The organism is Flindersiella endophytica (assembly GCF_054779015.1).
In genome coordinates this window covers 685,964-707,845 of the sequence record NZ_BAAGYY010000024.1, presented here as the reverse complement: position 1 = coordinate 707,845, position 21,882 = coordinate 685,964, and the positions used below count along the sequence as shown (strand labels likewise).

The following is a 21,882-nucleotide window of genomic DNA, read 5'->3' as shown; positions in this document are numbered from 1 at the left end:
ATGGCGACCGCACATCATGTACGTACCGGCGATCGCCGCTTCGCACTGCTGCTCGCGCTGCCGGCCGTCCTCACGGTCGCCGTCATCCTGGTCTACCCGGTCGGTTACGCGGGCTGGCTCTCGCTGCACGACCGGATCGAGTCCAGGGCGGGCGCGGCTCCGTTCAGCGGGCTCGACAACTACGTCCGGCTCGCGAGCACGGGTGAGTTCTGGGCGGCGCTGGGCCGGACGGCGTACTTCACCGTCGTGACAGTCGCGCTCGGGTTGGTGATCGCGCTCGGGCTCGCCATCCTGCTCAACCGCCAGTTCAAGGGCCGAGCGGTCGCTCGTACGCTGCTGCTCGTTCCGTGGGCCGTGCCTCCGGTCGTCAACGGCATCATGTGGAAGTTCATCTACGACCCGAACTGGGGCGTGCTGAACGCGGTCGGTCGCGGGCTCGGGCTGATCGACCAGAACATCGCGTGGCTCGGCACGCAGTGGCTCGCGATGAACTCCGTCGCCTTCGCCGAGCTCTGGAAGCTGCTGCCGTTCCTCACGCTGCTGCTGATCGCCGGCCTGCAGGGCATCCCCGACAGCCTGTACCGCGCGGCGCGGATCGACGGTGCCGGCTCATGGTCGAGGTTCGTGCACGTGACGCTGCCTGGTGTGCGCTACCAACTCGTGTTCGCGCTGATCGCGCAGACCCTGTGGTCGATCAAGATCTTCGACACGGTCTACGTCCTGACCCAGGGTGGTCCGGCTCGCGGCACCACGATGGCCAACTACTACGGCTATCTGCAGACGTTCAAGTTCCTCAACACCGGCTACGGCGCGGCGGTCGCGATCGTCCTGATGCTCGTCATCCTGCTGCTGGCCGCCGGATACACCAGGCTGTTGCGGGACTCTCCGGCGTCGGGAGGGCGGTGACGATGACGACTGTGGCACAACGCAGACGGCTTGCGGGCAAGGTCGTTCACTGGGTGCTGCTGCTCGTGGCGATGGGCTACGTCCTGGCTCCGCTGGCGTGGATGCTGCTCACCAGCGTGCTGCCGGCGGGGGACCTGACCCGGATGCCGCCGCGGATCGACTTCTCGGCGGTGAGCCTGGAGAAGTACCGATCCCTGCTGGCCGATCCGAGCTTCTACCTTCCGATGTTCAACTCCGCGGTGGTCGCGGCGGCGACGACGGTGCTGTGTGTCGTGCTCGGCGCGCCGGCGGCGTATGCGTTCGCCCGGTTCAGGTTCCGTGGCCAGCGGGTGCTGTTGCTGTCGATCCTGGCGACGCAGATGATTCCGGCGATCGTGCTGGCCGTGCCGCTCTTCCTTATTCTGCGGACGTTCGGCTGGCTGGACACCCAGCAAGGGCTGATCGTCACCTACACCGCGTTCATCCTCCCGGTCGTGGTGTGGATGCTGGTCGGCTTCATGCAGGACCTCCCGCCGAGCCTCGAGCGGGCGGCCCGGATCGACGGGTGCAACCGCCTGCAGGCGCTGGTGTGGATCGTCCTCCCGCTCTCGGCGACCGGGCTGGCGGCGACCGCCATCTTCGCGTTCATCACGGCGTGGAGCGACTTCTTCCTCGCGCTCGTGCTGACCAGTGACCGTGCGGTGACACTGCCGGTGCGCGCGGCGCAGTTCCAGGGCCTGTTCGCCCTGGACTACAAGTCGGCGGCGACCGCGGGTTTCATCACGACCATCCCCGTTCTGCTGCTGGCGCTGGTGTTCCAGCGGTGGATCGTACGAGGACTGACAGAAGGTGCGGTGAAGGGCTGATGGGCCGGATCGTCCTCTCGGACGTACACAAGTCGTTCGGTCAGGTCGGCGTCGTGCACGACCTGTCGTTCGTCGTGGAGGCGGGTGAGTTCGTCACGTTGCTCGGACCGTCCGGGTGCGGCAAGTCGACGACGCTGAACCTCGTCGCAGGGTTGGAGGAGCTCGACGCCGGCACGATCACGATCGACGGCAACCGGGTCGACGAGCTGCCTCCGGACAAGCGGGACCTCGCGTTCGTCTTCCAGGACTACGCGTTGTACCCGCACAAGTCCGTGTACGAGAACATGGCGTTCGGCCTGCGGATGCGCAGGACGCCGAAGCCGGAGATCGAGACGCGGATTCGCTCGGCCGCGCAGCGGCTCGACATCGCCCACCTGCTGGAGCGCAAGCCGCGCGCGTTGTCGGGCGGGCAACGGCAGCGGGTCGCGCTCGGGCGGGCGATCGTCCGGCGGCCGAGTGTCTTCCTGTTCGACGAGCCGTTGTCCAACCTGGACGCGCTGTTGCGGGACCAGACGCGTAGCGAGATCAAGCGGCTGCACCTGGAGCTGGGCGCGACGAGCGTTTACGTCACGCACGACCAGGAGGAGGCGCTGTCGCTCTCGGATCGGATCGCGGTGCTGAACGGCGGCCGGCTGGAGCAGTACGGCTCGCCGGAGGAGATCTACCGGCGGCCGGCGACGGAGTTCGTCGCGGGCTTCGTCGGCAAGCCGCGGATGAACCTGTTCGACGCCGAACGCCTTTCCGAGCGGCGCGTGCGGGTCGCGGGAGCTCTCGTACTCCAGGCACCGGGCGACGTTCCGGCGCGGGCTCGGGTGGGACTGCGGCCGGAGGAGCTCGTGCTGCGGCCGGCGCGGGCGGACGACAGTGTTCGCGCGACCGTTCAGCTGGTCGAGCCGATGGGTGCGGCGACCGACGTCACCGTCGCGGTGGGCGACAGTTCGCTGGTCGTCCGTACCGGCGGATTCGGACGGGTGCGTGTGGGCGACGAGCTGTCGCTCGACACATCCGGCGCGATCGTCCATGTCTTCGACGCTGAGACCGGTGTTCGGAGAGGATAGGCGAGTGCCGACGAACCATCAGCCCGTGCGTTCCCGCCTGATCACACCGACCCGGGTGGGTGAGGTCAACCGGGCCAGGGTGCTGCAGACGCTGTACGAGCTCGGGCCGCAGTCACGCGCCGGGCTCGCGCGCGTGCTCGGCGTACCCCGCGGGACGATCCAGGCGATCGTGCAGCCCTTGCTGGACTCGGGTTTGCTGGCCGAACAGGAACCGGTGGCGAGCTCGGCCGCCGGCGGCAAGCCCGCGCGGCCGTTGTGGTTCACGCCGGCGTCGCCGCCCATCGCCGCCGCGCACCTGTTGCCGGGCCGGGTCCGGGCCGCGTTGGTCAGCGCGGACGGCCGGATGCTTTCCGAGACGTCGGCGACGTTCCGGCCGTCGACGCGGGACAGCGCCGCAGTGCTGTCCCTGGTCGCCGACTGCCTGGCGAACGTGATCGAGGCGGCGCGTACGCGTCCGCTCGGCGTGGGGATCGCGGTCGCGGGCATGGTCGACGCCGACGAAGGGACGATCGTCGAGATCAACCTGGCGCCGGGTCTGCACGGCGCACCGCTCGGCGCCGTGGTGTCCTCGCGCCTGGACCTGCCGACGTACATCGACGTGCATCCGCGCGTGCAGGCGCTGGGCGACCTGTGGTTCGGACTGGGGCGCGGGCGCGACTCGTTCGTGTCGCTGTACACCGGTGAGGCGCTCGGCGCCGGCTTCGTCATCGACGGGCGCATCCACCGCGGCCCGGGCGGCCTCGGCGGCGAGGTCGGCCACACCACGGTCGCCGTCTCCGGTGAACGATGCCGTTGCGGGCAGGTCGGATGCTGGGAGACCTTGGCGACGTATCGCTGGCTGCGTGCGGAAGCGAAGCTTCTCGGCCTGCCGTCCGCGACCCGGATGACGGCGGAACGCCTTGCGGGGCTGGCCGCTGAGGGGTCGTCGCCGGCAGCGGAGCTCCTGGACCGCTATGCCCGCAACCTGGCCTACGGCATCGCCAACCTCCACCAGACCTTGGCGCCGGAGGTCTTCCTCCTCCATGGCGACGCCGCCCACACGACCGACGACTTCCGCGCGGCGATCGAGTCGCACGCGCGCGACCTCACCCCGATGCACCCCTCCGGCCGCCCCACCATCATCCCCTCCGACCTCGACGACGCCACCCTGCTGGGCGCGGCAGGGCTGGTGATCTCCCACACCCTGCACCTCCGCGTGTGAGACCGGTGACTCGAGAGGAGCTTCCTACGGCGGGGCCACGCCTTCGTCCTTGCCGCGGAACTTCCGGCCGACCTTGTAGGACTTCGGGTCTTCCTCCCCGCCGCCCTTGCCGGAGTTGCAGCTGCGGCACATCGGATCCAGTTTGGCGCCACTTGGACCCTTGCCGTTGTACCAGTCGTTGCGTTCGACCTGGCTGCAGTTGTTGCCGGTGGTCTTCCAGTGGTTCACGACAGATGGACTGTGGTCGAGCGTCAGCTCTCCAGCGGTCTTGGCCTTGTCGATCTGGATCTTCTTGCACTCCGGGCAGTGGTACGCGTCGCTGTCGGCCAGTTCGGGTGAGCCGGCAGGGATGAGCGCGCGCAGCCGGTTGAACTGCGCGTCGCGGTACTTGCCACCGGTCTTGTTGTTGGAGTCCCAGCTGCCGTAGACCTTGGGCCGGAAGGACGTCCCGCGGTAGCCGGTCTTGAGCTCGCCTTCGATCGTCACCCACTCCGAGGCGTGTCCCAGGTGCGCCAGGCTCTTCAGCCCGAAGTCGCGGCCGATGTCGGCGAGCAGACCAGCGGCCAGCACGACATCCTCGTTGATCCTCCGCTCGATATCGGCGGTCATCTTCACGCCCTGATAGGTCGAGTCGTGCAGGGTCGTGGCACGGCCGAGAGGCTCGTAGACCTTCTTGAGCGCCTTCCGCAGACCCTTCTTGGGGGTGTTCGCCTTTTCCAGCTCCGTTGCCTCGTCCTCGGCGCGCCCGAGCAGCGTCCAGAGCTCCTCGCGGCGGGAGGCCATCTCGATCAGCAGCTTTCCGTTGGTGGTCTTGGCGAAGAGGGTGTGCGATGCGCCGTCCATCGACAATGGCTTCTGCAGGTCGACGTGGGCGCCGTCAGCCGGCTGCGTGGCAGGGGCCTGTTCGCGTCCGCCACCGGTGAGTCGTGTCTTGGCCGCGTCGACCTTGCCTTTGACCCAGGCCTTGCCGGCGGCGACCTTCGCCTTGACCTTGCTGCCGATGCCCTTGATGCCGCGGATGATCGGGCCGGCGACCTTGAGGCCGGTCTTGATGAGGAAGTCGAGTGCCTTGTTGACCGGCTTCTGCAGCTTCTCGATGATCTCGCGGATCTTCTGTCCGATCCCGCCGAGGCCGATCGCGCTTGCCAGGAAGCCGATGATGATCGGCACCATCTGGCCGAGCACGTCGTTGATCTTGTCGATCACGCCGCCGACGTTGCCGCGTACGATGTCGGCAACCGAGTCGAGCACGGTGTTGACGAACTTCATGATGCGGCTGCCGTTGTTCACGAAGAACATCACGATGTCGTAGATCAGCTTGCAGGCCTTGATGAACGCCGCCGCCGGGTTGAGCAGGCCGATCAGCCAGGTGATGCCGGCGACGATGATCTTCGTGACGACGAACTCCTTGACCTGCTCGAGGATCATCTCCTTGATGTCGCCGACCTTCTCGACCAGCTTCTCCCACAGGCCTCCGACGCCTTGCGTACTGATGATCTGGAAGATCTCGACGCCCTTTTCGATCGCCGACATCGCGGGCTCGCCGACCTGCTTGACGATGCGGTTGCGGATGTTGGCCCAGGTGAGCCCGAAGATCGAGGCGAGCAGCTTGACGATGCCCTTGACGTCGAAGGTCTCGGGCAGCTCGATGCCACCCTCGGCCAGCGCGCCGAACAGCCAGCTCATCAGGCCCTTGCGCAGGTGGTCGAGGATGTTGTCCTTGAACTTGAGGATGCCACCCTTCACGCCGGCGATCAGGTTGCCGAGGAACTTCACCGGCGCCTGGATGATGTCGCCGACCACGGCGGCCGCGCGGGCGAGCACGTTGGTCAGCATGTCGACGAGCTCGCGGATCGTGTTGATGACCGCCTTGATGCCGTCGATCGCCTTGTCCACCAGGCCCTTGTTCTCGGCCTGCAGCTCCTCGATCCGGTCGTTCAGGCCCTTGCGCGCCTCGACGTACTTCGATGCGAGGTTCTCGACGGTGGCGTCCTGCTTGGCGGTGACGTCGCTCTCGAGCTGCTCGAAGCGTTCACCGATCTTCTCCGACTCCTCGCTGCCGACCTTCTGCAGGTCCTTCGGCAGGGTCTTGACGTACTCCGCGATTTCGCCACGTCCCTTGGCGATCCGCAGCTTCGCGGCGGTCAGGTCGTTGCCCACGATGTCGGCGACGCGCGAGATGACGCCGTCCATCTGCTTGAGGTAGAGCTCGCGGCCGGCCTCGTAGAACTCGTTCACCTTGTCCGGCATACCGAGCAGCTTGTCCTTGGCCCAGCGCAGGCCGCCGAGCCAGCCGCCATACCGATCCTTCTTGTACGCCGACATCTTCGCCGCGACGTAGCTCTCGAACGTCGCGCGCGCTGCCGCCTCGCCCTGTTCGAACGCCGCGTCCACCTTGGGGTCGATGCCGTCGAGCAGCTTCTTCACGTCGGTCTCGGCGGCGGCGAAGATGCCCTGGATCTTGGTGGTGACCTCGGCTCGCTTGGCCTCGTCCCTCGACTTCGTCTTGCCCTTGTCGCCCACGAGCCCGGCCAGCGCGGCGGCCTGGGTGGCCTGCATCCCGGCGGTCGCGGCGGTCGTCTGCGCGGTGGCTTCGGTCTTGCCCTGGGCGATGACCTGCTGCTCCTGCTGGCGGAACTGCGCCGGCGCCCGGTCGGCGTGGGCAGCGGCGGTCTGCTTGTCGGACAGGGCCTGCTTGAACTCGTCCTCGTTCGACTCCTCGAGCTGCTGGTCGGTGACGTTGGCTGTCGTCATCTCCTCGTTGACCGCGGCCTTGCCGGCCTGCAGGTTGGTCTGCTCGGCCGGCGCCGGCTTGGGCACGGCACCGTCGGCGGGGATCTGTACGGCAGGACTCGCGTTCTCCGGGCCCATCGGCGTGACGGGCTTGGGCACGGCCTTCGAGGTGTCCGGCGGCGCGTCCGTCGCGGTCTCGATGTCCTTGGCCTGGCCCTCTTTGCCCTGCGTGACCAGGCCTTTGACGTCACCCTTGACCTGGCCGGTCGACTTGGGGTCGTCGGCCTCGGTCAGCGTCTTGGGTGCCTTGGCCTCGATCGCGGCCTTGACCGCGGCGATGAAGGCCTTCTTGTCGAACGTGCCCGGTTGCTGGGCGTCCATCGTGTCGACCTTGGCGGCCTTCGCCTGCCCCTGCAGGTCGTCGGACGGTGCGAGGGCGGCGTCCTGGGCTTCCTTGGCCTTGGCGGTGGCCGGCGCGTGCGCCTTCTTGTTCTTCGCGAAGCCCTTCAGGTTGCCCTTGACCTGCGCGAAGGCTGGGTCGGCGTCCGGGCGTACGTCGGTCGGCGGCACGGGCGGCAGGAGCAACTGATCGGGCGCCAGGGGAGCGGGGGCCGCGGGCGCGGCTCCGCCGGCCGGCGCGGGCGCGACAGCCGCGCCGGTGGGTGTCGCCGCCGCCTTGCCTCCGCCGGTCGTGGGCTTGGGGGCCTTGGCACCGGCCTTGCCGAGCGGGCTGACCGGCGCCACGCTCTTGGGCGGCGGGACCGGCTGCTTGGCCGGCACGGCACTCGGCCCGAAACCGGTCTTGGTGACCGCGAGCGCCGAGGCCGGAGGCTTGGTGCCTTCGAGGTCGACGGGTACGCCGGTCTGCTGGGCCGCCTTGAGCCCCTTCTCCACCGGGTCGATGGCCGGCTCGTCCCGGCGTAGCTCGCGGATCGCGGTGTCGATCTCGACACCCTGCTGCTCGGCGGGGGAGCGCAGCTTGGCGGCCATCAGGGCGCTCACGGCCTGGTTGCCTGCGTAGCGTTGCAGCGCGAGTACGGCGTTCGGCCCACTGATCACACGCGGTGGCGCGCCGTCGGCCGTCTTCCGCTTGCCGTCGGCAAGAGCCCGGCCGACCTCTTGCTTGGTGGAGTCAGCCGTCTGTCGCGCGCCACCCATTCCTTGAGGGTGACTGATGGCCGCCGCTCCACCGTCCGGTACGTGGGCAGCCCGAAGGGCAGACCGCGTTGCCCGAAAGGGCAACCAGGGTCACCCTGCTGCCGGCGGCGTTTCTGATCCAGGCTCGGGTATCTGCTCGCGCATCGCCCAAACGCTGTCGAACCGGCGGATCAGCGCGGCCACCTCGTAATCGCGGATCGTGAACCGGTGGAAGACCGGCTCGCCGCCCGCGTTGACCTCGGTCTCGAACCCGCAGACCTCGTCCCAGATGCCCGTGTTCACCTGGAGGTCGGACGTGAGCAGGGACGCTTTCACCCGATACACGTGGATACCGACGGACCGCTGCTCGTTGGCGATCGCGTCCAGTTCGGGATGCCAGTCCTCGTACACGATGACGCGGTCGATACGTACACCTCGCGCGACCGCCTCGCGCTGTGCGTCGAAGTACTGCCGGCCTACGGGAGTCAGCCAGAAGTGCGGCCGGACGGTCTCGATCGTCAACGCCCGAAGGTGATGCCGCATCTGCCCGCAGACCTCGATGGCGAACCCCTTCTCGTGCGCCGGCAGCTTGATGTGCCCCTCGGACAGCTGCGCGACGTCGGATGCGACCCGCGCGAACGTGTTACGGCACACGACGTCGATCGGGGAGTCGCGGAAACGGCGTTCGGCGCCTTCCATGAAGCCGAGGATCCGACGTACGTCGGCGGACAGCCAGCTGGTGCTCTCGAACGCGGCCACGGTCCGGCCGTAGAGGGTCTGCCGGTCCAGGCGTTCGTGATCGGTGAGGATGAGCTGGAGCAGCAGCGTGGTCGCGAACAGCAGCAGGCCGACCAGCACGCTGAACTCACTTTCCGCGCCGCGCTGGTAGAACACCAGCGGAGTCACGATCGAGATCAGCGCACCGATCAGGAGCACCGGATCGAGGAAGACGCGCCGCAACCGATCGAGCATGGCCCCCACCACCCGTTCCGCGTGCGAGTTGCCGGCTGATCCATTTGACGCGCTGACGTCGAAGCTCGTCAACCAGGCTGTCCAAGGACTGTCGCTCGACAGCTCTCGAGCAGACGAGGGGAACGTGTGATGAGACGAGCGCGAACCTGACGCCGCCCGGCCCACGCCTGGCCGGGACGGAACCGCTGCCGGCTGGTCAGCCGCAGATGGCCCGGTCCAGGAACGCGTCGATCGCGTCGTCGGGGTCGCCGTGGAAGTTGGGGGTGAGGGCGAGGGTGACCTGGCGGCTGCGGTCCTCGGTGGTGAACGAGTAGGCCTGGTACGCCAGCGCGTCGCCGTCGTTGCCGTAGACGGTGACGCCGCAGGTCGTGTCGTGCCAGGCGAGGCCGAGTCCGTACGTCTTGCCGCCCTCTATGCCCTGCGTCTTCATCTCACGCAGCAGGTTTGGCGGGAGCAACCTTCCGCCGAGCAGGGCGGCGAAGAAACGGTTGAGGTCCCTTGCCGACGAGATGACCTCGCCGGTCGCGCCCATCACCGACGGGTTCATCTCGGTGAGGTCGACGAGCTCGGGCTCGCCGCCCGGCTGCTGCGCGATCGGCACGTATCCGTGCGGATGCGGCCCGCGGATCCGCGGGTTGGTTCCCGGCAGCTCGGTGTCGTGCAGGTGCAGCGGCCGGATGATCCGGCGTTCGATCTCCTCGTCGTACGAATGGCCGGTCGCGCGCTCGACGACCTGGCCGAGCAGGGCGTAGCCGGTGTTGGAGTACGAGTAGCCCGATCCCGGCGGGAACGTCGGCGGGTTGGCCAGCGCTCGTGCCACCAGCTCGTCGGGCGTCCAGGTTCGCCAGCGGTTGTCCAGGAACACCGGCGACGGCGGGAACGGCAGCGTACGCAGGTAGTCGTACACCCCGCTGGTGTGGTTGAGCAGCTGGCGCAATGTGATGCCGTCGCCGTCCGGAACGACGCCGGGCAGCCACTTCTCGACGGAGTCGTCCAGTCGCAGCCGGCCTTCGTCGACGAGTTGCAGGACGACCGTGGAGAGGAACGTCTTGGTGATGCTGCCGGCCCGGAACCGCCCGCGGACCGGCACCTCCCGCGCCGTCCCCAACTCGGCGACGCCGCTGGTGCCCCGCCAGACTCCACGTTCGGACCGCACCTCGGCCAGCGCGCCAACCGCACCCGCCGCCACGACGGCATCGAGCTCGGACTGCGGCCCGCCCCGATCCACCTTCCGGGGCGAGACGGTCGACGCCGCCGCGGCCGCGGGTACCGCGATCACCGCCAACGCCGTCGTCGCGGCCACCAGCGCCCGATGTGCCCGCCGCATACAAACCCACTTCCGTCAGCTCGTCAGTTCGTCAGAACACCGAGCCTGGCGGAGAACGCGCGCCGGACATATCCGGGAACGCCCCCGCTTGTCCCCTGAGTTGACCCGGGCATCCTCAGATGGCCAACGTCATCGAGCAGGGCTGGGACGGACCGTGGTACCGCGTCCGGAGTCCCAACGGCGGTTCGCCGCCAGCCACATGGTGTCCTCCGCGGCCGGTACGACCAGTGGATCCGCGAACGCTGTCACCGCCGAGACGACATCGCCCAGACTCGAAGGCAGGTGCTCACCGTCGACGCCGAGCGATGTTCGGTAGGCGGTGAAGGTGCGCCGCCGGAGGTCGACGAGGTTGTCGATGGCCGATGACAGTGGCATCAACCGCGTGCCGCGGAAGGCGGCGGTCGCCAGCAGCGCCTCGCGCGCCGCGGCATGCGTGATGTCGTGGCGGCCGGTCAACACGTAAAGGTCTGCGTAGTCGCGGACTCTGGTGTTGGCAGCGCCGAGGGTGAGGGCGGTCGTGACCTTCTCGGCGAGGACGGTCTCGATGGGATACCCGAGGACGCGGACCGCTCGCCCAGGTCGCAGCGACGGCAGGTCGATCAGCGTCGGCGCGGGCGTGATCGGATCGCCGAAGTTCACGTCCAGCCGGAACTTCACTGCCGCGGTCGCGATCCTCGCGTCCATCGTCACGCGAACGCCTGCGTAGAGCGCCTGGTCGCGAATCGTGCGCGTCGCGACGGTTTCGGGAAGAAACTCGACGCCGTCGTCGGCCCGTACACGTGCGATCTCGACGACTCGGGCGGCGATCGTCGCATCGTCGTTGGCCAGATCGCGGGCCAGCGTATCGGCGTCCGCGGTTGGACGACGTGCGCCGAAGGCCGCCAACAGCACGCCGCCCTTGAGGATGAACTGTGCGGCGTACGGCGAGGCGCTCAGCCTGGCCAGCCAACGCTCGACGACGTAGAGGGTGAGCAGCTCCTGCGTTCCACGCCGCTCCCGGCGGGCACGATTCTGCAGGTCGAGGTAGGCCTGCCCCGCAGCCGTCTCGCGCGTGATCCGGCTCATCCGGTGCCCACCGTGTCCAGGGCGAGCCGCACTGGTCCCTCGACGCCGAGCTTGGTTGCGAGCCGGAGAACGACGGACGACTTCGCGCCTCTGCCGCGGAGGTAGCGGCGTAACGCCTCGTACGCGAGCGGCTCACCCAGGCGATGGCGGAGCCGCATCAGGTCGACGACGGTGCGTTCCGGATCGTAGATTCGTACGCTCTCCCCGTCAGCGGCTTGCAGGCTGGACAAGCCGAGCTCGAAGCCGGACTCCTCGAAGCGGAAGACCTCTGTCGGTGGGTAGGAGATGCGTGGTGGCCGGTCCCGCTTGGGCACGGCGATCTGCGTTGCCGCGGGGAGCTCGTCGGTGAGGTCGTGGACGGCCGCCGCGGACACGCAGCACACGACCGCACGCGGCGCCCGATAGGCCACGGCCAGCAGATCGGGATAGGTCGCCGGCGGCGCATCGGCGCGCCGGAACACCCCCCGCGAGAGCTCGACGATGGCGCCGTCGTCGCGCAGCCTGTACAGGTCACGCGGATGCACACCAAGCTGCCGCGCGGTCTGAGTGGTGAAGGTGGCAGGAACCATCTCCCAGCCGGCAGTCATGGATAAGAAGGTAGCACAGAACGACCAAGCGTGCGACAGTTATATCCAGAAGGGGTGCCGCAGGAAGCAGCGGACCGCAACCACAGCTGTCCGCGGGGGGTTCGGGGGGTCGTCCCCCCGTACAAATGACGAAGGAGAGGTGGGCTCGCGCGTTTCGCGAGCACACCTCTCCCCTCTCCGAGTGGAGGTGGCGGGAATTGAACCCGCGTCCATCGTCGATGGATCAGGACTTCTCCGGGCGCAGCTTACGATGTCGTTCTACTCGGCCCCGGCGCTTGCGTAAGCACATCGCCGACAGGCCCAGCCGCAGTTAGGTGTTCCCGCACGGCCCCGCGGCCGTTCCGTGCGGGTGAGCCTCCTAGATGAGGCCAGGCTCCGGGTAGGAGGCATTCCCGGGCTGACCCTTCGCGTTTAGCTCGCCTTAAGCGGCGAGAGCGAAGTCAGTGCGCTTGTTATTGGCACTTATTGGTTTCCAAGGATCGTTAACGAGATGACCCTGGGTCCTCGGCCCGCTTCTCCTGAAGCGATCGTCCGATGTCGAAACCGATCACCCCCATGTTCAGTTGTCAAGCAACCGCACAGGTGACGAACCCCTGCCCGGCACCACCCATCGTACCCACAACGTTCGCCCGAAGCATCCCTATTCCGGGTGGCGGCCGGCCGGCGTGCACGAACCGTCACCGCATGGTCGCGGAGCCGACGGGTACTTCGTGATCACCCTGTTAGCCCACGTGGCCCAAGGAGGCTACCCATGGCTATACGCGTGCGTGGAACGATCGGCATCATCGCGCTGATCTATCTCGTGATCGGCATCGTCATCGCGTGGCAGTACGACTACCTGACGCCAGGTCTGCTCAGGCTGCTCCTCAGCTGTCTGCTCGCGATCATCCTGTGGCCGCTCGTCCTGCTCGGCGTCGGTCTGCATCTTCGGTAGGTAGGGTTGGCGACCGTTCCTGACGTTGCACTTGGGGAGGGTCGCCACATGTATCTGGTCGCGGGCGCCACGGGAAACATCGGTGGTGAGGTGACTCGAGCGCTGCTCGCAGCCGGGGAGGAGGTACGCGCCCTGGTACGCAACGACCAGTCTCACGTCCCCGAGGGCGCTCGGGCGGTCGTCGGCGATCTCAACCGGCCCGACACGCTCGAACCGCATCTCGCGGACGTGCGGGGCGTGTTCCTCCTTCCCGGCTACGACGGCCTGGCGAAGCTGCTGGAGCTGGCCAAGGCCGCCGGCGTGGCGCGCGTCGTACAGCTGTCCGGCGGCTCGGCCGCGAGCGGCGACGAGACCAACGCGGTCACGCGCTACATGGCCGCGACCGAACGCGCGGTCACCCGGTCCGGTCTGCCGTGGACGATCCTGCGGCCGAGTGCGTTCGCCACGAACTCACTGGAGTGGGCGGACCAGCTCCGGGCAGGCGACACGGTGCGGGCGCCGTTCGCCGGCGTACGGATCGCGGTGATCGACCCCGCCGACATCGGCGCGGTGGCGGCGGTGGCGCTGACCAGCGGTGCGCACGAGGGCCAGATGTACCACCTGTCCGGCCCGGAGGCGACCACACCCGCCGAACGCGTGGCGGTGCTCGGCGAGGTCCTCGGCCGTCGCCTGACGTTCGAGGCGCAGCCCAACGACGAGGCCCGCGCGGCGATGGAGGCGTCGATGCCGCGCGAGTACGTCGACGCGTTCTTCGACTTCTACGTCACCGGCTCACTCGACGAGTCTCAGGTGCTGCCTACGGTCGAGCAGATCACCGGACGCCCGCCGCGGTCGTTCCGCGACTGGGCCACCGCCCACGCCGCCGCGTTCGTCTGACGTAACAACTCTTCGATGCGCTGGAAACGGCTCCAGGGCTGACCGCCCTCAAGCCTGCCGAGCCTTGGCGATGACCTCTTCCTCCGTCAGCGGGCTGGACGGGTGGTAGCTCAGGCACATCGGCACCTGGGTCTTGCGGAACCCCCGCCCTTCCGTGGCCAGGTAGAACTGCCCTCGGCTCAGCCGGCTGATGTCCGGCACGTCGCCGCCTTTGGCGCGGGCCAGGGAACGTGCGGCCTCGATCTGCACCGGGTGGTTGAGCAGGCCGAAGAACTGCGTCGTCGCGTTGCCGGGGATGTGGTTGTGGAGGCCCTTCGGCGCCTGGGTCGCGAACACCAGGCCCAGACCGTACTTCCGCGCCTGCGACGCCAGCATCAGCGTGCTGCGCGTCGACACCGTACGGCCGGCGGACGGCGCCAGCGTCTGCGCCTCGTCCATCACCAGCAGTCCGCCGAGGGGACGGTCGCCCGCCGGATGTTTCTTGATCCACGAGAACAGGGCCAGCTGCAGCTGGTTGACGAAGCTCTGCCGCTGTTGCTCCGACGGCAACCCGACCATGCTGATCACCGAGATCCTGGCCCGCTTGCCCGGGGCAGGCGTCAGCAGCGACGACGGGTCGGCGGGTGTGCCCGAGCCACCGAAGAGGGGGTCGTTGACGCGGGCGACGGCGAGGCGCCTGGCCAGGTCGGCGGCGGCAGCGTACGCCCCGGGCAGGTCGCTGGCCTGGTTGGGCAGATCGGAGAGCATCTCGATGAAGCCCGGCAGGCCGCCGTCGCTCATCCGGCCGAAGTACGACAGCGACTCCGTGAGCACGGCCCGCTCCAGCCGCGCCTTGTCGGACGTCCGGTCGGCGTTGACCCGCGGCGCCACCGCCTCGACCGCGGCGTAGACCGCGGCCCGGAACTCGTCCTCGTCGTCGCGGATGTCGGCGAAGGCCGGCAGCGGCTGGAACACCAACGGACGGCCGTTCTCGCGCAGCGGGGTCCACACGACCACGTCGGTGCTCGCGTGGAACTCCCGGGCGCGCTCGGCGTCGATCTCCAGCCACGACGACGGAGGCTCCGGCCACGTGTCGCCGAGGCGGGCGAGGTCGTTGTTGGGGTCGAGTACGATCGCCGAAACGCCTTGCAGCGCGCACTCTTCGACGATGCGTCGCAGCAGCACGGTCTTGCCCGATCCCGATCCGGCGAAGACGACGGCGTGCTTGCGTAACGACTCGAGCTCGAGCTCCACTGGCGCGCCGCCGGCCATCGAGGTGCCGACCAGCACGCCCGGCGCTTCGGTCACATCCCCACGATGCTTCGGTTTCGAGGCCCGTCGAGGCGGGCCGGCGACGTCAGGTTCGGGCTCGGCCTCAGATTCCGGCGCGGCCCGCGGCGCGACGTCGGCCAGCGCCTTGCCCAGCAGGTCGGTCGACCCCGCCGGCTGCCGCGAGACCAGCCAGGAGTCCAGGTGAGGCGGTCGCTCCGCCAGCAGCTTCCCCAGCGCGTCGAACGTACGCAGGTCGTCGCCGGTGAAGGCGAGCGCCACGCCGCCCTTCTCCGCGAAGTCCGCCGTCACCTGCTCGGTGACCCGTCCGCTCGGCCAGCGCTGGTTGCGCAGGACGTACAGCCGTCGTTCCGTACTCTCGCCGTCGAGTCCTGTCCGCGCCACCGCATTACGCAGGCGGGCCTGGACGTTGCGCCCGTTGTCGCTTCCGATCGCGCGGAACGCCCACTGTCGTTTGCGTTCCGTACGTTCGTCGATGACCTGCCGGAGACTCGCGTGCAGGGCGGGGTTCTTCGTACGCGGCAGCAGGTCGTGCTCGAAGGCCTGCTCGTCGCCGCCTCGTTCGCGGATCCACGCCTCCAGCGCCGCGTCGAGCAACGGTGGGACGCACGTGTCCTCGGTCTTCGGGTCGGACGCGCCCGCCACGTCGGCGGCCGCCCGTAGCTCGGCGAGCCGCTTGTCCAGCAGCGCGAACGCCTCGTCGTCGACAGCCGGCCCGCCCTCGGCGAGGTTGCCGTGCTCCCACTCGCCGAGCCGGTCGAGCTCGCGTACGACACCGTCGCTCAGGCAGCGGTTGACGTGCGCCTCGATCCGCTTCAGCAGCGCGCGGGCGGTGAACCGGCGTGACTCCTCGAACGCCGCCGGCAGGATCGGCCAGGTCGGGTACGGCGGCTCGAACCCCACGTTCGCGAACTCCACCGTGAACCGCTTGGCGATCATGCTGAGCCCGATGTCGGGATTGGGCAGGTTCTTCAGCTGCCGGGCCGGCCGGAACCGATCGGTGACCGTGTCGACGGCGTATGTACGAATGTAGTTCCAGCTCTCCGGTAGGCAGGAGATCACTGTCAGCGTGCGGCGGGTGAGGTCGCGTAAGGCCATCAACCCGCTGGCCACCTGCGGGACCAGGCCGTCGGGATCGGACGCGGCCCCGGTCCGGTTCACGTCGTCGATCAGCGCGTCGATCTGGTCGACGGCCACCACCGTCGGCCCGGACAGGGCGAACAGCCGGGACAGCTCGTTGATGAGGTACTGCAGCGACTTCGGCCTGGACCGGATGCCCCACGCGCGGCGTTCGCTGAGCTCAACGTCGTCTCCGGTGAGGAAGTAGTAGCCGATGTCCTGGTGCTGCTGGTCGGGCGAGGCGAGCAGGACGAGCGCCCGCGCCATGTCCTGCGCGGTCAGGCCGACCGTGCGGTCCACGTCGCGAAGGGCGGCGATGAACGTGTCGATGTCGGCTCGTACCGGCGGCGTCCTGCCGGTCACGGCTTCGCGCACGGCGCCGGTCAGCTTCGTACGCGAGGCGAGGTCGTCCAGTAATCGCTCGAGCTGGCTCTGGTCGCCGCCCGTGTGCGGTTGGAGGCCGTCGAGGATGGAGCCCAGGACCTCCTCCCAGAACGTCTGCTTGGACGAGATGCCGACCAGGAAGAAGTAGCCGCCGGCTCGCTGTACCTGCTGCCGGGTCCAGCCGAGCAGGTGAGTCTTGCCGACCCCGCGTTCGCCCTCGATCGCGATGCCGAGCGGGCTGGACGCCGGACCGGCCGCCGCCTCGTCGATGCCGCGCCTGATCAGGTCGGCGACCTCGGCGTGCAGGCCTTCGACGTGGTAGGGCGAAGGCGCCCAAACGTCTTCCTGCGAACGTGTCCAGTTGAACGTCAGCGCTCTCAGCGCTTCGAGCTCACGGGTGCTCATGGTTTCTCTATGGAGATCAGGTGCTTGTCCTCACCGCCGATCCGCAGCGCGGACTCACGATCCGCCGCCGTCAAGGCGCGCTGATTGGACTGCGGAATCAGGTTGACGTATTGCTCCTGGTAGAGCCGGTCCAGCGTCGCGTCCAGCTCGTCGCGGCCGATGCTGGCGAGCTCGCGGCGTAGTTGCGAGAGCTTGATGAAGTCGCCGGGCTCGCCGGCCAGCTCCTGATAACCGGCGAAGATCGACGCTTCGATGCTGCGGGTCTCGGGACCGCTGTCCTCGGCCGGCCGGCTCGGAGCGAAGAGGTCGGCAAGGGATCGGTCGGACCGGTCGAGATAACGGCCGAGCGCGTGGAGCAGGGTGTAGAGCGCACGCTCCATCGGTTTGGCGGCAGATCCCCAGTTCGCGGAAAGCTCGTCGGTGCAGCGATACCACCCCGCGTCAGTGAGCTCGTGGACGTACATACGCCCCGCCTTGCGGCTTTCGACCAGCTTGAGGTCGTTGAGGCGCATGCGTGCCTGTCCGCTCAGCCGGAAACCGACGCGCTCCTCGATTTCTGCGTTGGTGAGCTCCCGGGCTTCGGCGAGGAGCACGAAGAGTGCTGCTCGCTCCTTGGTGGACAGTGCCTCCAACTGCACGACCACGCCCCCCTCCCATCTCAACAGGCGTCAACCGAGCGGCTCGAGGCCGTCGGTGCCGGCAAATCTGCTCGATCCGAGATCCCAGCGTAGACAGTTCTCCTTGCGCTCGCAGGGGTTGCCGAGAACGATCTACCGAGACCGCATCGGTGCCGCCGGCGAGGACGAATTCGACGTGACCGAACCACTTTGGGCGGTTTTCGGCCGTGTCTGAAGGGCTGTGGTCGGACCATGGACGGCTGGTCGTCTTCCTCAGCGGGTTGCCGGGTTCGGGCAAGACGACGGTCGCGCAATGCTTGCGGGATCTCGTACACCAACGCACCATCCGCCCGGTGACCTTGCTCGACGGCGATCTGGTACGACCGGCGCTCTCCGCCGGCCTCGGCTACTCCAGGTCGACCGCGAAACGCACACGCGGCGAGTCGGCTGTGTGGCCGCGGAGATCGCGCGGCACGGTGGCGCGGTGATCTGCGCGATGGTCGCGCCGCACGCCGCGTCGAGGAGCGAGGAGTGAGGTGCGCCGCATGGTCGAGGACGCAGGCGGAACGTTCGTCCTCGTCCATCTCGCGACGCCGATCGAGGCGTGCGAGCTTCGGCGTGAAGAGCAGTACGCCCTGGCCAGGGCGGGGAAGCTACGGGTGTTCACGGCGTGTCCGAACCGTAGGAGGAGCCGTCCGACGCGGAGCTCACCATCGACACCACTGCGCTCGAGGTCGTCACCGCGGCGGAGTGGCTGCTCCAGGCGTTGGCCGAGGCGGGACTGCTGACGCTCACCCGCGCCGGCGGCGTAGGAGCTAAGGGCGCCGGAGTGGGCGGTCACGCGGATCCGCGCGGCGGCTGATTCAGTTGGCGTGGAGCTGGGGCTGCTGGGCGGCTTCCACCTGCGGCAGGGCATCGATGACGCTGCGCAGGTGCTCGCGCATCGCGCCCTCAGCGGCGACGGGCTTGCCGGCGCAGATCAGCTTGATGATCTCCAGGTGCTGGGGGAGCGAGACGTTCGGACGCCCGGGATGCATCGCGAGCCGGAACTGATGTCGGACGTTCTGGCCGCGCAGACGTCCGATCACCTGGCGGGCGGTCTGCTGCCCGCTGATCCGGATGATCAGTGCGTGGAGCTGCTTGTTGAGCTCGGAGTACCCGAGTACGTCGCCGCCCGCGACCGCCTTCTTCATCTGGTCGCCGAGGGCGCGCAGCTCGCGGCGGTCGGCGTCGGTGGCGCGGGAGGCGGCGCGTGCGGCGCACAGGCCCTCGACCACCATGCGGATCTCGGTGATCTCGATGGCTTCCTCGAGCGTGATGGCACGTACGCGGGCGCCGCGGTTCTGGATCCGCTCGACCAGGCCTTCGCCGGCCAGTTGAACAAGGGCAGCTCGAACGGTCGCACGTCCGGCGGAGAATCGTTCGGACAGCTCAGCCTCGACCAGCCGCTGGTTCGGCGCGAAGCCGCCGCTGGTGATGGCGTCGCGGATCGCGTCGACGAGCGTTACGGGGTGGCCTTCGGCGGTTTTGGCCACCGCGGCCCTTTCTGTCGCAGACATTGGTTACACCTTTGCTGACACGATCGTCGACAATCTTGTCAACGATCTCAAAGACGATAATGGTGACGATTTCATAGATCATCCTGTAGACAATCTTGGCTACAAGATTGTCTACAGAAACGTAGCCATCTGCCCGGGGGTGCCGGGCTGCGGCTTCTACGTCGGCGGGGTGCCGTGCGTGTGGAACGACTCGATCGTTTGCAGACCCCACGCCTGGCCCTTTGCCCGTTCGGCCTCGGTCCAGGTGATGGGCTCCCAATCCGGCGCGAAGATCAGCCGCGCGGTCGGGTTGCAGAGTTCGATCCGGTTGCCGCCGGGCTCGTAGACATAGAGAAAGAAGGTCTGCTGAATCGCGTGTTTGTGCGGCCCTGTCTCGATGAAAACGCCGTTGTCGATCGCGATGTCCGCAGCCCGGAGGATGTCTTCGCGAGTGTCGGTGGCGAATGCGATGTGGTGCAGGCGTCCGCTCGAGCCGGTCAAGTCGTTCGTGTAGACCAGATCGTACGACTTCTGGGCGAAATGCGTCCACTGCCCCGAGATCACGCCGCTGTCGAGCTGGATCTGCTCGGTCACCCGCCCGCCCAGCACGTCGCACACGAACCGGCCGTTGTCTGAGGCGGAACGCGCGAGGTAGTTGACGTGGTCGAGGCGGCGAACGCAGACACCGCGCGCGGGGTAGGCCTGGGCCTGGTTCTTCAGCGCCGGCCGCAGCTCGTCCTGCGCCTGGTACCACGACGTCTCCCAGTAGACCTCCATCGCGTGCCCGTCCGGATCGCGGAAGCAGTACGCCGGGCCGATGCCGGTGTCGCTGGAGCCGTCGCTCCAGCCGATGCCCACACCGGACGCCTCGATCGCGGTCACCAGCCGCTGCAGGGCGTCCGCGCTCGACGCACGGAACGCCGTCACGCCGATGCCGGACGTCGGCGCGGCCGTGAGCGTGAGGCTGTGCTGCTCGTAGTCGTCCCACGTACGCAGATAAACCGAGTCGCCGGAGCTGCCGTTCTCCGTCAGGCCGAGGACCCGGACGAAGAAGTCCAGGCTGCGTTCCGGCTCGGGCGTCAGCAGCTCGACGTGTCCGAGGTGCGCGATCTCGTGCCGAAGCAAGGGCTTCTCCATTTCAGGGCCGGGGATAGACGACGCCGTCGAACAGCTTGCGGGCCGTACGGATGACGGTCGAGCGTCGTACCCGGATCGGGCCGGACGACGGCCGGTCGAGCTCGACGCCGACCGCGAGCTTCCCGGTCGGATGCTCGATCTCGACGGCGGACCCCTCCTGCGGCGGTACGAAGAGCTCGTGGCCCACCGCGTCGTCCAGGAGCAGGGCGGTCACGACGCTCACGCCGCCGAGTACGCCGATCGACGAGTGGAGGCGTACGGGGATGAACGTCCACGTGCGGATCGCGCCGCCTTCGGTGGGTGCGGCGACCAGCGTGGTCTTGGGCACGGAAGTGGTGGTGACGTCGCCCAGGCCCATCTTCTCGCCGGCCTTCGTACGCAACGACTGGATCCGGTCGGCGAGCGCCTTGTCGTCCGCCAGTGCGCCGGCTGTCTCGGTGCCGGTGACGCCGAGGTTGGCTGCGCGCGCGACGACCACCGGCATGCCGTTGTCGACGCAGGTCACCTCGATGCCGTCGATCTCGTCGCGGACGTTGCCGGTGGGGAGCAGGCTGCCGGCGATCGAGCCCTCGGTGTCCTCGAAGTCCAGGTCGACGGCGGCGGCGGTGCCGGGTACGCCGGAGATGGCGGTCGTACCCGCGTAGCCGACCTCGCCTCCGGGTGTGGCGAACGTCGACACGGCGATGCTGTCGGTGTTGACCAGCCGGATGCGAACCGTCGTACGGTCGGGCTCGGCCGGGACAAGACCGCGCTCGACGGCGAACTGGCCGACGCCGGCGAGCAGGTTGCCGCAGTTCTGGCGGTCGGAGACGGTGGGCTCGTCGACGCCGAGCTGCAGGAACAGGTAGTCGACGTCGCGGTCGTCGCTGCCGGGCGGTGCGGGCGAGACGATCGCGACCTTGCTGGTAAGGGGATGCGCGCCGCCGATGCCGTCGATCTGGCGCGGGTCGGGGGTGCCCATGATGCGCAGCAGCAGGTCGTCGCGTTCGGCAGGGTCGGTCGGGAGGTCGGCTGCGAGGAAGTAGGCGCCCTTGGAGGTGCCGCCGCGCATCAGCATGCAGCGGACGCCGGTCACTGCGCTCTCCGGTAGACGACGCCGAGGTCGGCGAGCTTCTGGCGCAGGTCGTAGCGGTCGAGGCTGAGCTCGCCGGCTTCGAACGCCTCGCGGGCCTTGGCTTCTGTGTCCGTACGGGTGCGGGCGGCGCGGATGGCCTCGACGACGGCCGGGCGGGGTACACACATCGCGCCGTCGTCGTCGGCGATGATCGCGTCGCCGGCTTGGACGATCTGACCGCCGATCGCGATGGGGACGTTCACGGCGCCGCCGGTCTCCTTGACCGTTCCTTGCGCGCTGACGGCGGCGGACCAGACGGGGAAGCCCATCGCGCGCAGGTCCATGACGTCGCGTACGCCGGTGGTGGTGACGAGACCGCGGACGCCGCGGTGCTTCAGCGCGGTCGCGAGCAAGTCGCCGAACAGGCCGTCGCTGCACGGCGAAGTGGTCGTCACGACCAGCAGATCACCGGTCCGACACTGCTCGACGGCGGCGTGGATCATCAGGTTGTCGCCGGGCCAGCACAGCGCGGTGACGGCGGTGCCGCCGACGCGTACACCGTCCTGGATGGGCCGCAGTTGCGGACCGAGATAGCCGATCCGGCCAAGGGCTTCGTGCACGGTGGCAACGCCGAACTCGGCGAGCTTGTCGACCGCCTCGAGCGGCGCACGCGGCGGATCGGTAACGATGACAGGTTTCATGCGAACGCCTTGCTGGC

General features: G+C 68.5%; 18 protein-coding genes, 1 other RNA gene and 1 pseudogene. 8 read left to right on the top strand and 12 right to left on the bottom strand.

Annotation, left to right across the window (positions count from 1 at the left end; translation table 11 throughout):
* From ACYVF6_RS31080 to ACYVF6_RS31065, 4 genes are read left to right on the top strand one after another with little or no spacing between them, the layout of a single operon-like run.
* Nucleotides 1-906, top strand: a complete 906-nt coding sequence (locus ACYVF6_RS31080) for a carbohydrate ABC transporter permease (protein WP_460526187.1) — start codon at nucleotides 1-3, stop codon at nucleotides 904-906.
* Nucleotides 907-908: 2 nt separating this feature from the next.
* Entirely contained in the window at nucleotides 909-1,751 is an 843-nt protein-coding gene (locus ACYVF6_RS31075; RefSeq protein ID WP_460526186.1) for a carbohydrate ABC transporter permease, read from the top strand.
* Nucleotides 1,751-2,809 (top strand): ABC transporter ATP-binding protein, encoded by a 1,059-nt coding sequence (locus ACYVF6_RS31070; protein WP_460526185.1) that lies wholly within the window; start codon nucleotides 1,751-1,753, stop codon nucleotides 2,807-2,809. Before ACYVF6_RS31075 ends, ACYVF6_RS31070 begins: the two co-directional genes overlap by 1 nt.
* 4 nt (nucleotides 2,810-2,813) lie before the next feature.
* Nucleotides 2,814-4,010 (top strand): ROK family transcriptional regulator, encoded by a 1,197-nt coding sequence (locus ACYVF6_RS31065; RefSeq protein ID WP_460526184.1) that lies wholly within the window; start codon nucleotides 2,814-2,816, stop codon nucleotides 4,008-4,010.
* A gap of 24 nt (nucleotides 4,011-4,034) precedes the next feature.
* Here ACYVF6_RS31065 and ACYVF6_RS31060 read toward each other — a convergent pair whose 3' ends face one another.
* The 6 genes from ACYVF6_RS31060 to ssrA all read right to left on the bottom strand — a co-directional run bounded on the left by ACYVF6_RS31060 (nucleotide 4,035) and on the right by ssrA (nucleotide 12,386).
* Nucleotides 4,035-7,901, bottom strand: coding sequence for a phage tail protein (locus ACYVF6_RS31060; protein ID WP_460526183.1), 3,867 nt, complete (start codon nucleotides 7,899-7,901; stop codon nucleotides 4,035-4,037).
* Nucleotides 7,902-7,991: 90 nt separating this feature from the next.
* Nucleotides 7,992-8,852: a hypothetical protein gene (locus tag ACYVF6_RS31055; RefSeq protein ID WP_460526182.1), complete on the bottom strand. Its 861-nt coding sequence runs from the start codon at nucleotides 8,850-8,852 to the stop codon at nucleotides 7,992-7,994.
* 196 nt (nucleotides 8,853-9,048) lie between these two features.
* Nucleotides 9,049-10,179, bottom strand: a complete 1,131-nt coding sequence (locus ACYVF6_RS31050) for a serine hydrolase domain-containing protein (protein WP_460526181.1) — start codon at nucleotides 10,177-10,179, stop codon at nucleotides 9,049-9,051.
* Between the two features lie 129 nt (nucleotides 10,180-10,308).
* On the bottom strand, nucleotides 10,309-11,244 hold the full coding sequence (locus ACYVF6_RS31045; RefSeq protein WP_460526180.1) for a nucleotidyl transferase AbiEii/AbiGii toxin family protein: 936 nt from the start codon (nucleotides 11,242-11,244) through the stop codon (nucleotides 10,309-10,311).
* Nucleotides 11,241-11,831, bottom strand: coding sequence for a type IV toxin-antitoxin system AbiEi family antitoxin domain-containing protein (locus ACYVF6_RS31040; RefSeq protein WP_460526179.1), 591 nt, complete (start codon nucleotides 11,829-11,831; stop codon nucleotides 11,241-11,243). The genes ACYVF6_RS31045 and ACYVF6_RS31040 overlap by 4 nt, the downstream gene beginning before the upstream one ends.
* Before the next feature lie 179 nt (nucleotides 11,832-12,010).
* Nucleotides 12,011-12,386: a transfer-messenger RNA gene (gene ssrA, locus ACYVF6_RS31035) on the bottom strand.
* Nucleotides 12,387-12,582: 196 nt separating this feature from the next.
* On the opposite strand from ssrA, the gene ACYVF6_RS31030 reads away from it, so the two are divergent.
* On the top strand, nucleotides 12,583-12,765 hold the full coding sequence (locus ACYVF6_RS31030) for a hypothetical protein (protein WP_460526178.1): 183 nt from the start codon (nucleotides 12,583-12,585) through the stop codon (nucleotides 12,763-12,765).
* Between the two features lie 48 nt (nucleotides 12,766-12,813).
* Entirely contained in the window at nucleotides 12,814-13,641 is an 828-nt protein-coding gene (locus ACYVF6_RS31025) for a Rossmann-fold NAD(P)-binding domain-containing protein (RefSeq protein ID WP_460526177.1), read from the top strand.
* A gap of 48 nt (nucleotides 13,642-13,689) precedes the next feature.
* On the opposite strand, the gene ACYVF6_RS31020 is transcribed toward ACYVF6_RS31025, so the two are convergent.
* Together ACYVF6_RS31020 and ACYVF6_RS31015 are read right to left on the bottom strand one after the other, a co-directional pair.
* Nucleotides 13,690-16,818 (bottom strand): ATP-binding protein, encoded by a 3,129-nt coding sequence (locus ACYVF6_RS31020; protein WP_460526176.1) that lies wholly within the window; start codon nucleotides 16,816-16,818, stop codon nucleotides 13,690-13,692.
* Nucleotides 16,815-17,462, bottom strand: coding sequence for a hypothetical protein (locus ACYVF6_RS31015; RefSeq protein ID WP_460526175.1), 648 nt, complete (start codon nucleotides 17,460-17,462; stop codon nucleotides 16,815-16,817). Before ACYVF6_RS31015 ends, ACYVF6_RS31020 begins: the two co-directional genes overlap by 4 nt.
* A gap of 200 nt (nucleotides 17,463-17,662) precedes the next feature.
* Here ACYVF6_RS31015 and ACYVF6_RS31010 point away from each other — a divergent pair.
* A pseudogene (locus ACYVF6_RS31010) lies at nucleotides 17,663-17,970 on the top strand (adenylyl-sulfate kinase).
* Nucleotides 17,971-17,980: 10 nt separating this feature from the next.
* Complete coding sequence (locus ACYVF6_RS31005; RefSeq protein WP_460526174.1) at nucleotides 17,981-18,223, top strand: hypothetical protein; 243 nt, start codon at nucleotides 17,981-17,983, stop codon at nucleotides 18,221-18,223.
* 75 nt (nucleotides 18,224-18,298) lie between these two features.
* On the opposite strand, the gene ACYVF6_RS31000 is transcribed toward ACYVF6_RS31005, so the two are convergent.
* From ACYVF6_RS31000 to ACYVF6_RS30985, 4 genes are all read right to left on the bottom strand, one after another.
* Nucleotides 18,299-18,994, bottom strand: a complete 696-nt coding sequence (locus tag ACYVF6_RS31000) for a GntR family transcriptional regulator (protein ID WP_460526173.1) — start codon at nucleotides 18,992-18,994, stop codon at nucleotides 18,299-18,301.
* 156 nt (nucleotides 18,995-19,150) lie between these two features.
* Nucleotides 19,151-20,098 carry a catechol 2,3-dioxygenase gene (locus ACYVF6_RS30995; protein ID WP_460526172.1) on the bottom strand — a complete coding sequence of 316 codons (948 nt, stop codon included), beginning with the start codon at nucleotides 20,096-20,098 and terminating at the stop codon, nucleotides 19,151-19,153.
* A 13-nt stretch (nucleotides 20,099-20,111) separates the two neighbouring features.
* Nucleotides 20,112-21,185: a 2-methylaconitate cis-trans isomerase PrpF family protein gene (locus tag ACYVF6_RS30990; RefSeq protein ID WP_460526171.1), complete on the bottom strand. Its 1,074-nt coding sequence runs from the start codon at nucleotides 21,183-21,185 to the stop codon at nucleotides 20,112-20,114.
* Nucleotides 21,182-21,865 carry an RraA family protein gene (locus ACYVF6_RS30985; RefSeq protein WP_460526170.1) on the bottom strand — a complete coding sequence of 228 codons (684 nt, stop codon included), beginning with the start codon at nucleotides 21,863-21,865 and terminating at the stop codon, nucleotides 21,182-21,184. Before ACYVF6_RS30985 ends, ACYVF6_RS30990 begins: the two co-directional genes overlap by 4 nt.
* Nucleotides 21,866-21,882 lie beyond the last annotated feature (17 nt).

Coding starts and splice junctions, on each gene's coding strand:
- ACYVF6_RS31080 (WP_460526187.1), top strand. CDS start 1: ATGGCGACCGCACATCATGTACGTACCGGCGATCGCCGCTTCGCACTG.
- ACYVF6_RS31075 (WP_460526186.1), top strand. CDS start 909: ATGACGACTGTGGCACAACGCAGACGGCTTGCGGGCAAGGTCGTTCAC.
- ACYVF6_RS31070 (WP_460526185.1), top strand. CDS start 1,751: ATGGGCCGGATCGTCCTCTCGGACGTACACAAGTCGTTCGGTCAGGTC.
- ACYVF6_RS31060 (WP_460526183.1), bottom strand. CDS start 7,901: ATGGGTGGCGCGCGACAGACGGCTGACTCCACCAAGCAAGAGGTCGGC.
- ACYVF6_RS31055 (WP_460526182.1), bottom strand. CDS start 8,852: ATGCTCGATCGGTTGCGGCGCGTCTTCCTCGATCCGGTGCTCCTGATC.
- ACYVF6_RS31050 (WP_460526181.1), bottom strand. CDS start 10,179: ATGCGGCGGGCACATCGGGCGCTGGTGGCCGCGACGACGGCGTTGGCG.
- ACYVF6_RS31045 (WP_460526180.1), bottom strand. CDS start 11,244: ATGAGCCGGATCACGCGCGAGACGGCTGCGGGGCAGGCCTACCTCGAC.
- ACYVF6_RS31040 (WP_460526179.1), bottom strand. CDS start 11,831: ATGACTGCCGGCTGGGAGATGGTTCCTGCCACCTTCACCACTCAGACC.
- ACYVF6_RS31030 (WP_460526178.1), top strand. CDS start 12,583: ATGGCTATACGCGTGCGTGGAACGATCGGCATCATCGCGCTGATCTAT.
- ACYVF6_RS31025 (WP_460526177.1), top strand. CDS start 12,814: ATGTATCTGGTCGCGGGCGCCACGGGAAACATCGGTGGTGAGGTGACT.
- ACYVF6_RS31020 (WP_460526176.1), bottom strand. CDS start 16,818: ATGAGCACCCGTGAGCTCGAAGCGCTGAGAGCGCTGACGTTCAACTGG.
- ACYVF6_RS31005 (WP_460526174.1), top strand. CDS start 17,981: ATGGTCGAGGACGCAGGCGGAACGTTCGTCCTCGTCCATCTCGCGACG.
- ACYVF6_RS31000 (WP_460526173.1), bottom strand. CDS start 18,994: ATGTCTGCGACAGAAAGGGCCGCGGTGGCCAAAACCGCCGAAGGCCAC.
- ACYVF6_RS30985 (WP_460526170.1), bottom strand. CDS start 21,865: ATGAAACCTGTCATCGTTACCGATCCGCCGCGTGCGCCGCTCGAGGCG.